Origin of the sequence: Ectopseudomonas chengduensis, assembly GCF_900102635.1 — a bacterium.
GTDB classification, from domain to species: Bacteria; Pseudomonadota; Gammaproteobacteria; order Pseudomonadales; family Pseudomonadaceae; genus Aquipseudomonas; species Aquipseudomonas chengduensis.
Genome location: NZ_FMZQ01000008.1, coordinates 208,458 through 220,287, shown reverse-complemented (window position 1 = coordinate 220,287; position 11,830 = coordinate 208,458). Strand labels below are relative to the sequence as shown.

General features: G+C 62.0%; 12 protein-coding genes and 2 pseudogenes. 4 read left to right on the top strand and 10 right to left on the bottom strand.

The window, feature by feature from the left end:
• Positions 1 to 224 (bottom strand): annotated as a pseudogene (locus BLS08_RS14815) (IS21 family transposase); the annotation flags it as partial.
• Positions 225 to 348: 124 nt separating this feature from the next.
• Between BLS08_RS14815 and BLS08_RS14810 the strand changes: the two are divergent.
• The 4 genes and pseudogenes from BLS08_RS14810 to BLS08_RS14795 form a co-directional block, all read left to right on the top strand.
• Positions 349 to 1,218: pseudogene (locus BLS08_RS14810) on the top strand (ABC transporter substrate-binding protein); the annotation flags it as partial.
• Positions 1,219 to 1,223: 5 nt separating this feature from the next.
• The gene (locus BLS08_RS14805) at positions 1,224 to 2,093 is read left to right on the top strand and encodes an ABC transporter ATP-binding protein (RefSeq protein ID WP_017676654.1); all 870 of its coding nucleotides are present in this window, start codon (positions 1,224 to 1,226) and stop codon (positions 2,091 to 2,093) included.
• 13 nt (positions 2,094 to 2,106) lie between these two features.
• Positions 2,107 to 2,973, top strand: a complete 867-nt coding sequence (locus tag BLS08_RS14800) for an ABC transporter permease (RefSeq protein ID WP_090336876.1) — start codon at positions 2,107 to 2,109, stop codon at positions 2,971 to 2,973.
• Between the two features lie 190 nt (positions 2,974 to 3,163).
• Positions 3,164 to 4,180 carry an ABC transporter substrate-binding protein gene (locus BLS08_RS14795; RefSeq protein WP_017676656.1) on the top strand — a complete coding sequence of 339 codons (1,017 nt, stop codon included), beginning with the start codon at positions 3,164 to 3,166 and terminating at the stop codon, positions 4,178 to 4,180.
• A 57-nt stretch (positions 4,181 to 4,237) separates the two neighbouring features.
• Here BLS08_RS14795 and BLS08_RS14790 read toward each other — a convergent pair whose 3' ends face one another.
• From BLS08_RS14790 to BLS08_RS14750, 9 genes are all read right to left on the bottom strand, one after another.
• A complete protein-coding gene (locus BLS08_RS14790) occupies positions 4,238 to 6,142 on the bottom strand; it encodes a patatin-like phospholipase family protein (protein WP_017676657.1) in 1,905 nt (634 codons plus the stop codon).
• 143 nt (positions 6,143 to 6,285) lie between these two features.
• The gene (locus tag BLS08_RS14785) at positions 6,286 to 6,702 is read right to left on the bottom strand and encodes a hypothetical protein (RefSeq protein WP_017676658.1); all 417 of its coding nucleotides are present in this window, start codon (positions 6,700 to 6,702) and stop codon (positions 6,286 to 6,288) included.
• A gap of 195 nt (positions 6,703 to 6,897) precedes the next feature.
• Positions 6,898 to 7,164 carry a DUF2790 domain-containing protein gene (locus tag BLS08_RS14780; RefSeq protein ID WP_017676659.1) on the bottom strand — a complete coding sequence of 89 codons (267 nt, stop codon included), beginning with the start codon at positions 7,162 to 7,164 and terminating at the stop codon, positions 6,898 to 6,900.
• 185 nt (positions 7,165 to 7,349) lie between these two features.
• Entirely contained in the window at positions 7,350 to 7,688 is a 339-nt protein-coding gene (locus tag BLS08_RS14775) for an antibiotic biosynthesis monooxygenase family protein (RefSeq protein WP_017676660.1), read from the bottom strand.
• Positions 7,689 to 7,732: 44 nt separating this feature from the next.
• Positions 7,733 to 8,707 carry a zinc-dependent alcohol dehydrogenase family protein gene (locus BLS08_RS14770; protein WP_090336874.1) on the bottom strand — a complete coding sequence of 325 codons (975 nt, stop codon included), beginning with the start codon at positions 8,705 to 8,707 and terminating at the stop codon, positions 7,733 to 7,735.
• Positions 8,708 to 8,862: 155 nt separating this feature from the next.
• Positions 8,863 to 9,165, bottom strand: a complete 303-nt coding sequence (locus BLS08_RS14765; protein WP_017676662.1) for an ArsR/SmtB family transcription factor — start codon at positions 9,163 to 9,165, stop codon at positions 8,863 to 8,865.
• A 128-nt stretch (positions 9,166 to 9,293) separates the two neighbouring features.
• On the bottom strand, positions 9,294 to 9,938 hold the full coding sequence (locus BLS08_RS14760; protein WP_026088545.1) for a methionine ABC transporter permease: 645 nt from the start codon (positions 9,936 to 9,938) through the stop codon (positions 9,294 to 9,296).
• Complete coding sequence (locus tag BLS08_RS14755; RefSeq protein WP_090336872.1) at positions 9,928 to 11,025, bottom strand: methionine ABC transporter ATP-binding protein; 1,098 nt, start codon at positions 11,023 to 11,025, stop codon at positions 9,928 to 9,930. Before BLS08_RS14755 ends, BLS08_RS14760 begins: the two co-directional genes overlap by 11 nt.
• A 1-nt stretch (position 11,026) precedes the next feature.
• Positions 11,027 to 11,821 (bottom strand): MetQ/NlpA family ABC transporter substrate-binding protein, encoded by a 795-nt coding sequence (locus BLS08_RS14750; RefSeq protein WP_090336871.1) that lies wholly within the window; start codon positions 11,819 to 11,821, stop codon positions 11,027 to 11,029.
• Between the last annotated feature and the right edge of the window lie 9 nt (positions 11,822 to 11,830).

The window sequence follows — 11,830 nt, the reverse complement described above, 5'->3', positions numbered from 1 at the left end:
CGCCGCTGTTGCTTGGGCCGCAGCGAATCGGCTTTTAGCGCCTGCTCCAGCGTGGCGTGAAAAGGGCTGAGTTTGTTGAAGATCGCGCGGCGTTGGTAGACCGGCGGCTTGGCCTCAGGTGCTCTGACCCACTTGCGAATCGTGTTGCGCGCCAACCCGGTGCGCTTGGCTATCTCATGCAGCGACAGCTTGTCGCGGAAATACATCCGGCGAATTTTGCCCATCATTTCCATACTGATCACCCTGTGTTCTCCTGCTCAAAAATTGAGCAGAAGCAGTTGAACACCTGGGTCAGTTTTCAGTCGGCAGAACAGCCTCTACTGGGTCAGTTTTCGGTCAGCGGCAACAGTGCGTGACCAGCAGTTGATCGAGAAGCACGGCAAGGCCGATGGCCTGGATATCAAGGTCGACTGGCAGCAACTCTCTGGCGGCGCGGCTATCAACGATGCGCTGCTGTCCGGCGCCATCGACATCGCCGGTGCCGGCATCGGCCCGCTGCTCACCGTCTGGGATCGCACCCACGGCAAGCAGAACGTCAAGGGTGTGGCTTCGCTGGGCAACTTCCCGTACTACCTGCTGAGCAACAATCCCAAGGTCAAGACCATCGCCGATTTCACCGAGAAGGATCGCATCGCCGTACCGGCGGTGGGCGTTTCGGTGCAGTCGCGTTTCCTCCAGTACGCCGCCGCCAAGCAGTGGGGCGACAAGGAGTTCGACCGCCTGGACAAGTACACCGTGGCGCTGCCGCACCCGGATGCCACCGCCTCGCTGCTGTCCGGCGGTACCGAGCTGACCGGGCATTTCTCCAACCCGCCGTTCCAGAACCAGGCGCTGGAGAACCCCAATGTGCATGTGGTGCTCGACACCTACAAGCTGCTCGGCCCGAACTCGCCGACCGTGCTCTATGCCACCGAGAAATTCCGCAACGACAACCCTAAGACCTACAAGGCCTTCGTCGCCGCGCTGGCCGAGGCTGCGCAGTTCGCCCAGAACGACAAGGGCGCGGCCGCCGACACCTACATCCGCGTGACCGGCGCCAAGATCAGCCGTGAGGAGCTGCTGAAGATCATCGATAACGAGCAGTTCCAGTTCAGCGTGACGCCGACCAACACCTACCCGCTGGCTGAATTCCTCCAGCGCGTCGGCGCAATCAAGAACAAGCCGGCCTCCTGGCAGGACTACTTCTTCGAAGACCCCGCCATCGGTCAAGGAAGCTGAACCCCATGAATGCCCCCTTGCAAGGCCACACGGCCAGCACGCAAAGCACAGGTGCCTTCGACACCCTGCTCGAGGTGGAGAAGGTCAGCCTCGAATACCGCACCCCACAGCGCGTAGTGCGCGCCACCCACGAAGTCAGCTTCGAAGTGGATCGCTCGGACCGTTTCGTGCTGCTCGGCCCTTCGGGGTGCGGCAAGTCCACGCTGCTCAAGGCCGTGGCCGGTTTCATCGAGCCGGTCGGCGGCAGCATCTGTCTGGATGGCGCCGAGGTGCGCGAGCCCGGCCCGGATCGCATCGTGGTGTTCCAGGAGTTCGACCAGTTGCCGCCGTGGAAGACGGTGAAGCAGAACGTCATGTTCCCGCTGCTGGCCTCGCGCACTCTGGGCCGTCGCGAGGCCGAAGAACGTGCGCTGCACTATCTGGAGAAGGTCGGCCTGGCCGCCTTCGCCGATGCCTACCCGCACACCCTGTCCGGCGGCATGAAGGCGCGCGTGGCGATTGCCCGTGCGTTGGCCATGCAGCCGAAGATCCTGCTGATGGACGAGCCCTTCGCCGCGCTCGACGCACTGACCCGCCGCAAGATGCAGGAGGAGCTGCTGCAGCTGTGGGAAGAAGTGCGCTTCACCTTGCTGTTCGTCACCCACTCGATCGAGGAGGCGCTGATCGTCGGTAACCGCATCCTGCTGCTGTCGCCGCACCCGGGGCGCGTGCGGGCGGAGGTGGGCAGCCACCAGTTCGACCTGCACAGCCTCGGTGGCGCGGCGTTCCAGCAGACAGCGCAGCGCATTCATCGCCTGTTGTTCGAGGAGGACAGCGAGGAGGGCGCGCGCGCCGCTGCCGAGCTGGGCTTCCACGACATCCGCATCGCCTACTGAGGAGAGTGCAACCATGAGTCTTTCCCCCGCACGGCGTGAGGAATACGAAATACCGCTGCAACCCTTGCCGGACCTCAAGCTGGAGCGCGAGCTGCCTCTGGCACAGCGGCTCTGGCAGCAGGGCTGGCTGCGCAAGACCCTGATCCTGCTGGCCCTGGCGCTGATCTGGGAGCTGGCAGCGCGTTACCAGGGCAACGACCTCCTGCTGCCCAGCTTCCTGCAGACGGCCAAAGCCTTCTTCGAGGGCATCGGCACTGGCGAGTTGCTGGAGAAGGTGGTGATCTCGCTGTCGGTGCTGGTCAAGGGCTACCTGCTCGGTATTGGCCTGGCCTTCCTGCTGACCACCCTGGCGGTGTCGACCCAGCTGGGGCGCGATCTGTTGTCGACCCTGACTTCGATGTTCAACCCGCTGCCGGCCATCGCGCTGCTGCCGCTGTCGCTATTGTGGTTCGGTCTGGGCGAGAACAGCCTGATCTTCGTGCTGGTGCATTCGGTGCTGTGGGCGCTGGCGCTCAATACCTACGCCGGGTTTCTCGGCGTGTCGGAGACTCAGCGCATGGCCGGGCGCAACTACGGCCTAAGGGGCCTGCGCTTCGTGCTGTTCATCCTGATCCCGGCGGCGCTGCCGTCGATCCTGGCGGGCCTGAAGATCGGCTGGGCCTTCGCCTGGCGCACCCTGATCGCCGCCGAACTGGTGTTCGGCGCCTCCAGCGGCAAGGGCGGCCTGGGCTGGTACATCTTCCAGAACCGCAACGAGCTGTACACCGACAAGGTCTTCGCTGGCCTGGCGGCGGTGATCCTGATCGGCCTGCTGGTGGAGAACCTGGTGTTCGCCACGGTGGAGCGGGTGACCGTGAAACGTTGGGGGATGCAGCGTTGATACGTAGGGGGCCACGTCACCGATCCACCTGTGCGGTCCGAATCGTAGGGTGGGCCGGGCGGCGATCCGTTTTAGCCCACCAACTGGACGCACCGCCGGTGGGCTGAAGCCCACCCTACATACGGGGTCGGATCACCGCCTGGCCCACCTACACACGAATAATTCACTGATCACATAACGAGAAACGACCATGACCAACACATTCACATTCGGCCGACTGGCCGCCGCACTGGGCCTGCTCGGCGCGTTGGCAACTCCGCTGGCCGCGCAGGCCGAAGGCAAGATCAGCATCGCCCAGCAGTTCGGCATCGGTTACCTGGTGCTGCACGTGGTCAAGGATCAGCAACTGATCGAGAAGCACGCCAAGGCCCAGGGGTTGGACAAGGTGGAGGTCGAGTGGCGCACCATCTCCGGCGCCACTGCGATGAACGAAGCGCTGCTGGCCGGTGCCATCGACGTAGTATCGGCCGGCGTGCCGCCGATGCTCACCGTATGGGACCGCACCCATGGCCGGCAGAACGTCAAGGCGGTCGCCTCGCTGGGCTCGCTGCCCAACTACCTGTTGAGCAACCGTGAAGAGGTGAAAACACTGCAGGACCTGTCCGAGAAGGACCGTATCGCCGTACCGGCCGCAGGTGTTGGCTTCCAGTCGCGCACCCTGCAGATCGAGACCGCCAAGCTGTATGGCAAGGACGATTTCCAGCGTTTCGACCAGATTTCCGTCAGTCTGCCGCACCCTGACGCCACCGCTGCGCTGACCAAGGGTGGCTCGGAAATCACCGCGCACTTCTCCAGCCCACCGTTCCAGTACCAGGCGCTGGAGAACCCCAAGGTGCACAAGCTGATCAGCAGCTACGACATCCTCGGTGGCCAGGCCACGTTCAACGTGCTCTATGCCACCGAGAAATTCCACGACGAGAATCCCAAGACCTACAAGGCCTTCTACGACGCGCTGGTGGAAGCCGAGCAGATCATCAAGGCGGACACGGCCGCTGCCGCCGAGACCTACATTCGCGTGGAGAACTCCAAGCTGCCGCTGGACTTCGTGAAGAAGATCATCGATGACCCGGAAAACGACTTCACCGTCTCGCCGCAGCGCACCTTCATCTACGCCGAGCAGCTGCATGAACTGGGCGTGCTGAAGAACAAGGCGGCGTCCTGGAAGGACTACTTCTTCGAAGAGGCCTACGCCCATCCGGGTAGCTGATCAACGGCGCTGTTCGTACAAGGCTCCCATCTGGGAGCCTTGTTGTTTGTCGACGGCCTACAGGCGTGGGCGCAGCTTGAGTTCGGGCGTGGGTTTGGGCGCCCCCTTGGCCGGGTGGCTGTCCGGGTGCTGTTCGATCATCTGGGCGATCTCCCGCAGCTTGCCCAGTATGGCCTGCGCCAGGCCGGCCTGGGTGCGGTACAGGCCAGTGTCCGGGTCCTGTTCCAGGTCACTAAGACCTTTGAAGGGATAGCTGTAGCGTTTGGCATCGGCGGTGAAGAAGCGCTGGTAGTTCTGCTCGGTGCCGTGCAGTTCGCGGCACGCTCTTTCCAGGCTCTGCAGCTGTTCGGCGACGCTGGCCAGTTGCAGGCGCAGACGAATGATCTGGTGGTTCTCCCAGTTCATCGGCGAGGCCTCGGCGCCCGGCTGCCAATGCTGCGGGTCGCCGAAACGCAGGACGAACTGCTGGCCGGCTTCGCGTCCGTAGCGGGTCAGTCGTTCGATGCGCTCGGTGGGCATGGTCAGGTTGAGGCCGCCTTCTTCGCGGGTCAGCTGGATCAAGCCGATACGGTCGCGAAAGCCGGGCATCAGCGACAGGGTTTCGTGGTTCCAGTCCTTGGCGACGTTGCTGAGCAGGGCGAGGAAACCGCGCAGGGCTGGCAAACCCCTCTGGGGGAAACGGCGCCAGTAGGCTAGCCGTGCATCGCCATTGTTACGTGGGAAGCGCACGCGTTGCTCGTCGGCACCATCGGTCGGTCCCAGATCGAGGCCGAAGGTGGGGCGCCTGGGCAGCGCGGCATCGAAGAAGTGGATGGGAAAGTTGGAGCTGATGCCGCCATCGGTAAACCAGCAGCGCTCCAGCGTCTTCCCGCTCTTGCGGTAGTCCACGGCGTGCAGTGGTACGGCGCTGAGCAGCAGGGGAAAGCTCAGACTCATACGTACGGCCACGATTACCGGCAGGTCATCGGGTAGTGGCAGGCGCAGATACCCGTCGCCGCGATCATCGCCGGGGCGCTGGTGAGCGCCCATCCAGGCCACCACGCGCTGAGGGAATAGCCGCGCGAACTCCTCCTGGCGGAAGTGGAACTGGTTGTTCTCGCGTACCTGCTCGTCGTCACGAAAGGGCAGGCGGAAAGGCCGCGCCATGCTCAGGCAGGTGGTCATCACCTGCAGGTCGATGCCATGGCGACGCAGGTCGCCGAAGGTCAATGGCCGTTCGCACTCGATGGCATCCGCCTGATTGGCGCAGTATTCGCGCTGGCCGCTGAGCTGATCGAAGTACTGGGTCAGCCAGGTGGTCAGGGCTTCATTCGGGGCGTCGTCATCGGCCTCTGGCATGCCGCTGCACAGGCCGAAACCGCTCGCTGGCAATTCACGCGATGCCACCAGGGCCAGGCGCACGATCACGGCAAGCACGCCACCCAGCGCTGCGAACAGCAAGACCCATAGCCAGACCATCACGCTGGCGCTGCTGGCAGCGCTCCACCACAGCGGCCCGCCTGCCAGCAGGGCGCCGACTAGGGCGGCGAGCTTGTGGCGCATGAGCATGACCTTCAGTGGCGCGAACAACCGCGTCCAGGGACCTTTTCCCTTGACCTCGAGGATGGCGATGAAGGTATCGAACAGTGCGCGCACTGCCGGGGCAGGCTTGAACAACGCCAGCAGCTTGGTGCCATGGCCATTCGCGGCGGGCACGCAAAGGTATTGGGGCAGTCGTTCGATTGTCGCGAAGCCGGCTGGGTCGCTGCTCAATTCACCCTGCTGATAGCGCTGGCGGCCCAGTTCGGCAGCGGCAGCTGCAGCCGCGGCGATGGCACCAGCGCTGGTGCCGCCGATGCTGCGCAGGCGAAACGCCTTGGCGATTTCGGTGATGGCCAGCGGGTAGACGATGCCGCTGGTGATGCCACCTTTCATGATCAGATCGCATTCCCGGGCAAAGGCCGCCTGGCGCGAATCGCTCATCTACTGCTCCTTGTCGTCATGCCGAACGCTGGCGCGAGCATGATAACGCGGCTTTGACGGCTATATGCCAGTATTGCGAGCGAGCGCTGGCGCTGGAGCCGCATGGACACCGGGCGTCGGTTTGGGCGAGGGATAGTCAGCCATTAGAAGTAGTTGCCACAGGCGCCACGGATGTTGTCGTGGTAGTCGAAGCGCTGGACGATCTTGTTCTGGTCGATGTCCATCATCACCGAGCAGCTGTAACGGCGCGAGCGCGTCGAGTACTCGTTGTAGCGATACCAGCCGCCCGGGCCAGGCGCAATGTAACTGGACGAAAGCTCCTCCCAGCTGCGATCCCAGTTATCGAACCACAGATACTGCTGGCGGCCGTCGCCGAGATCCTTGATCACGTGCGGTTCACCATACTGGGCAATGGCCTCGGAGGCGGGCTTGCCTGGCCAGGACTGCTTCGCCATCAATCCAGGGATATTGGGAATGGCTCGTTCCATGGGGCTGCCAATGCAACCGCTCAGTATCAGGCTGGCGAGTATTGGCAGAACGTAAAGCGCCTTGGTCGACATGAAACCTCCCTGTGCTGGATTGCGACGTAAGTGATGCCTCAACACTAGCTTGCCGATCAACTGTCGGGACGACGCCATTCAGGGCGAATGGCAATAATGGGACGAATTTATCGTTGTGCTTACGTTGTCCGACAGAATGCATGCAGTTGCTCATTTCTACGGCAAATTGCCATCCCTGGCGCCACTGGCGTTATGTCAGTGACCTTTGCTGCAGGCATCAGAGAGCGCCTTGAATTTCAGGGTCTGGATGTTTCCAGCAGAGTCTATGTATTTCATCAGGTGATCCACAGGCTTGCAGGTATGGGTTTTTGGTTTTGATATGGACAGAACCTTGGCTACATCAAGTTTCAATCCATACTTGTAAGTGGTGGCCGGGCTTTCAGCGAGGGCATTACCGGATAGAACCAAGACAAGGCTGGTAATTAAAATGTTTGCCAGGTTTTTTGCATGTTTGCTGATCATTTTTAAACTCCGAAAAAGCTAAATGGATGTCGAATGCCTCCAGGAGAGTTGAGCGTGGTTGCCAACTCACTCTCGGAGCAAAACGACGGAATTGTGTTCAGGTAAGTTGATCTGACAGTCTTGTATTTCAAATACTGTCAGATCAAATGGTGGCCACGAGCAGCGGCGAAGTCAGGGCTGCAGGCTTAAGCTTTTGGCACTGCAATATCGAAGGCCTGATCGTTCCCATTGGTAAAGGCGGCCTCCTGAATGTGGTAGACAGTCGGCTCTTGCGAGAAGTATTTCTCCAGGCCCAGCATGAAAGTCTGATGGTCGTCACTCGCTTCGAAACCCGGCGCATGGTCCTCAAGTGAAGCCCAACGCACGATCAGGTTGAACGTCTCGGGGCTTTCGATTCCCTGCGCGAACATATGGCCGTGGTAACCCTTGGCGCGTTGGAGCAAGTGAACTACTTCGGCAAATGCCTGTTTGAACTGTTGGATCTGTGCACTGTGAACAGGCAGTACGGCGATTTCATAAATCATTGCGGTATTCCTCTAGAGTCAGTTTGGTAGTTGAACCTATGTACTTACGGGGCGAGCGAGGGCTCGACGGCAATCGCGACTTTTCCGCGAAGACCGTTGTTGGGCGTCTCCAGCAGCGCATGCGCGCTTGAGATATCAGCGAGCGAATAGACCGCGCCAATATGGGGGCGCAGTTGGCCGCGCTCGACCAATGCCTTCAGCTCATCGAGCTTGCCGCGGTTCTGGCGGGTGAAGACGAAGTGGTAGCTGGCGTTCTTGCCCCAGGCCTGAATCAGGTTCTGCGGTTTGGCGATGTCGACGATCGAAACCACACGGCCAAGCTGGGCGAGCGCGTCGGGGCTACGGGTCAAGGTGTCGCCGCCGATGGTGTCGAAGATCACATCGACGCCGTGGCCATCGGTTTCCCGCAGGATGGCGTCCACGTAATCCTCTTGTTCGTAGTCGATGACTACGTCGGCACCCAGGCCCCGGGCGAATTCGAAGTTCTCTTCACGCACGGTGGTGAATACTCGGGCGCCAATGGCTTTTGCCACCTGGATCGCGACATGGCCGACGCCACCCGCACCGCCGTGGATCAGAATGCTTTCCCCGACCCGCAGCGATACACGCCCAATCAGTGCTTCCCATACGGTCCCGCCTACCAGCGTCAGGCTTGCTGCCTCGAGGTGGCTCAGCGATGCCGGCTTCTTGCCGATGATGCCTTCGGACGCAACGTGGTACTCGGCGTAACTGCCGTCACCTTCGAAAATCTGCGTGGTGTACCAGACCTCATCGCCTGGCACGAAGCTCGTCACACCTGGGCCGACCGCTTCGACCACGCCGGAGACGTCATGCCCGGTAATGGCGGGGAGGGGGACGTAATCGACGTAGTCGCCACGGCGTACCTGGTAGTCCAGCGGGTTGATGGAGGTAGCGTGAACCCGCACCAGAACTTGCCCTGCCTGCGGTACGGGTTTGGCCACTTCGCTCAGTTCGAACGCGTTCGGGCCGCCAAAGGATTTGAGAATTTGCGCTTTCATTGTGTGGTTCCTTGTTTCTGGAAAAAGGGATATAGGGAATTTTCGATATAGTGATGCAAAAAAATTTACTCGACTGTGCCTAGGGTCTCTCCATTGTCAGTCCTTGCTTCGGTTAAAAGGGATATCGAGAAATATCGATATACTGGGTCAAAAAATTACAGCTCCTTGCCAATGAGCTCGGCCAGGGCACGGATATTGGCTTCATTGCGTTTGTAGTAGGTCCACTGACCAACCCGGCGGACTTCGACCAGACCGACCCGTTGCAACGTCGCGAGGTAATCGGACACCGTCGACTGCGACAGACCGACACCTTCCTGAATACTGCTGACGCACACGCCCACGGTATGAACGTCCCCTTCATCTTGTGGAGGAAAGTTCTTCACCGGATCCTTCAGCCCCTTGAGGATGCCAAGGCGGGTGGGATTCGAGAGGGCTTTGAATACATTGATCAGGTCCATGGGTGGCGATAATATCGAGATTTACCGATATGTCAATTCATATATCTGCCGTTCGTCGCGCGGGTGGCCAGCCATCGAGCTGCGGGGAGGCCCCGCAGCAGGGCCCGGATATATGGCTGACGCCCATCTCAGCGCTTGTTCAAGCGCTTTGCCAGTCTGTCTCCACTCAGTTGGATCAGGCTGACCAGCACCACCAGGGCGACGATCACGGTGAGCATCACCTGGCTGTCGAAGCGCTGGTAACCGTAGCGGTAGGCGAGATCGCCGAGGCCGCCGGCACCGATGGCGCCGGCCATGGCCGAGGAATTGATCATGGTCACCAGGGTGATGGTGAAGCCGCCGACAATCCCTGGAAGGGCCTCGGGCAGCAATACGTGCCAGACGATGTGCCAACGCCTGCAACCCATGGCCTGGGCGGCTTCGATCAGGCCGTGGTCGACTTCGCGCAGGCTGACTTCGGCGATGCGCGCGAAGAACGGCGTGGCGGCGATGGTCAGCGGCACCACGGCGGCCCAGACGCCGTAGGTGGTGCCAACGATCAGGCGGGTGAAGGGGATCAGCGCCACCATCAGGATCAGGAACGGGATCGAGCGGAACAGGTTGACGATGGCGCCCAGCACCTGGTTCAGCCGTGGCGCCTCGAAGATGCCGCCCTTGCTGCTGGTGACCAGAAACACCGCCAGCGGAATGCCAGCCAGCAGTGCCAGCAGCGAGGACACACCGACCATCAGCAGGGTGTCGAGCAGGCCTTGCCAGAGGCGATCAAGCAGCAGCGACATAACCCAGTACCTCCAGGTGATCGGCTAGTGGCCGTAGGTTTTCGAGCAGGGTGGTTGGATCGAACGGCGACTGGCTGACGGCAATGATCAGATGGCCCACCGCATGGCCCTGGATCTGCTCCAGGCTGGCGTCGAGCAGCGTCACGCGGCCGCCCAGGGCCGCGCCGATGGCGGGCAGGTCCGGCTCCAGACCGCTGCCGGCGTAGTGCAGGCGCAGGATCAGATCGTCGTCAGGGTTTTCGCGTTCGCTGTGCAGGCGTTCCTGCAGACGCGCGGGCAGCGCATGCTGCAGCGGCGCCAGCAGGGTGCGCGTCACCTCATGGCGCGGCGCACCGAAGACGCGCCACACCGGGCCTTGCTCGACCACTTCGCCTTGTTCCAGCACCACCACGCGGTCGCAGATTTCGCGGATCACTGCCATTTCGTGGGTGATCAGCACCACGGTCAGGTTCAGGCGTTGGTTGATCTCGCGCAGCAGGCCGAGGATCGACTGTGTGGTTTCCGGGTCGAGCGCACTGGTGGCTTCGTCGCAGAGCAATATCTGCGGGTCGTGAACCAGCGCGCGAGCGATGCCGACACGTTGCTTTTGCCCGCCCGATAACTGCGCCGGATAGGTCGCATGCTTGTCCTGCAGGCCGACCAGTTCGAGCAGTTCGCGCACCTTGCGCTGGCGCGCTTCGCGCGGCACGCCGGCGACCTTCAGTGGCAGCTCGACGTTCTGCCACACGGTCTTGGCCGACATCAGGTTGAAGTGCTGGAAGATCATGCCGATGCGCCGGCGCAGGGCGACCAGCCGATCCTCGTCGTAGAGGGCGATGTCGATGCCGTCGATCAGTACGCGGCCGCTGCTGGGCTGCTCCAGGCGGTTGATGGTGCGCAGCAGCGAGGACTTGCCCGCGCCGCTGCGGCCGATGATGCCGAACACTTCGCCACGGGCGATCGCCAGGTCGATGTCGCGCAGCGCCTGCACCGGGCCGTTGGCGCCGTCGTAGGCCTTGCCCAGGTTGTCGAAGCGCAGGTGCGCCTCGACCGCCTGGCTGGCCTGTGCGGCCTGCTGCAGATGTGGGTCGAAACCGCTCATGTCAGCTTTCCCAGCCTGGCTGGTAGAGCTTGCCGTGGGCCTTGTCCAGGGCCGCGCGCACGGCCGGCGAGTGCTGGTAGATGTCGATGAACTTGAGCAGGCGGGCGTCCTTGGCCTTGGCCGGCTGGGCGACGAACTGGATGATGTACTCGGGGTTGTCCAGGCCGTCGAACAGCAGCGCCGACTCCGGATCATGGGTGCCGGCCAGGCGGATGTAGTGCGGGTAGCCCTGGGCTACGTCCACTTCATCCAGGGCACGCACCAGTTGTACGGCTTCCAGCTCGATGATGCGGATGTTCTTCGGGTTGGCGGTGATGTCGTCCAGGGTGGCCTTGTAGCCGACGTCCGGCTTGAGCTCGATCAGCCCGGCCTTGCGCAGCAATTGCAGGCCACGCCCGCCGTTGATCGGGTCGTTGGCGATGGCCACCTTGGCGCCGTCCGGCAGGGTGGAGAAGTCCTTGTGCTTCTTCGAGTACAGGCCGACGTTGTTGAGCACGCCGCGTGCCACCGGGACCAAGTCATAGCTGCCTTCCTTCTTGGCGTTTTCCAGGAAGGGAATGTGCTGGAAGTAGTTCACGTCGATGTCGCCATTGGCCAGGCTGACGTTGGGCGCGATCCAGTCGGTGAACTCGATCAGTTCGACTTCCAGGCCTTGTTTCTTGGCCTCGGCCACGGCCACTTCCAGCGGTGGGGCGAAAGCGGCGGTGGTGCCGAGTTTCAGGGCCGGCTCGGCCTGGGCCAGGGTGCTGGCGGCGAGCAGGGTGCCGAGGGTCAGGGTTTTCAGGGTCTTGAGCATGATGGCGTC

Coding starts and splice junctions, on each gene's coding strand:
- BLS08_RS14790 (WP_017676657.1), bottom strand. CDS start 6,142: ATGAGCGATTCGCGCCAGGCGGCCTTTGCCCGGGAATGCGATCTGATC.
- BLS08_RS14775 (WP_017676660.1), bottom strand. CDS start 7,688: ATGATTTATGAAATCGCCGTACTGCCTGTTCACAGTGCACAGATCCAA.
- BLS08_RS14795 (WP_017676656.1), top strand. CDS start 3,164: ATGACCAACACATTCACATTCGGCCGACTGGCCGCCGCACTGGGCCTG.
- BLS08_RS14755 (WP_090336872.1), bottom strand. CDS start 11,025: ATGAGCGGTTTCGACCCACATCTGCAGCAGGCCGCACAGGCCAGCCAG.
- BLS08_RS14785 (WP_017676658.1), bottom strand. CDS start 6,702: ATGTCGACCAAGGCGCTTTACGTTCTGCCAATACTCGCCAGCCTGATA.
- BLS08_RS14770 (WP_090336874.1), bottom strand. CDS start 8,707: ATGAAAGCGCAAATTCTCAAATCCTTTGGCGGCCCGAACGCGTTCGAA.
- BLS08_RS14800 (WP_090336876.1), top strand. CDS start 2,107: ATGAGTCTTTCCCCCGCACGGCGTGAGGAATACGAAATACCGCTGCAA.
- BLS08_RS14780 (WP_017676659.1), bottom strand. CDS start 7,164: ATGATCAGCAAACATGCAAAAAACCTGGCAAACATTTTAATTACCAGC.
- BLS08_RS14805 (WP_017676654.1), top strand. CDS start 1,224: ATGAATGCCCCCTTGCAAGGCCACACGGCCAGCACGCAAAGCACAGGT.
- BLS08_RS14750 (WP_090336871.1), bottom strand. CDS start 11,821: ATGCTCAAGACCCTGAAAACCCTGACCCTCGGCACCCTGCTCGCCGCC.
- BLS08_RS14765 (WP_017676662.1), bottom strand. CDS start 9,165: ATGGACCTGATCAATGTATTCAAAGCCCTCTCGAATCCCACCCGCCTT.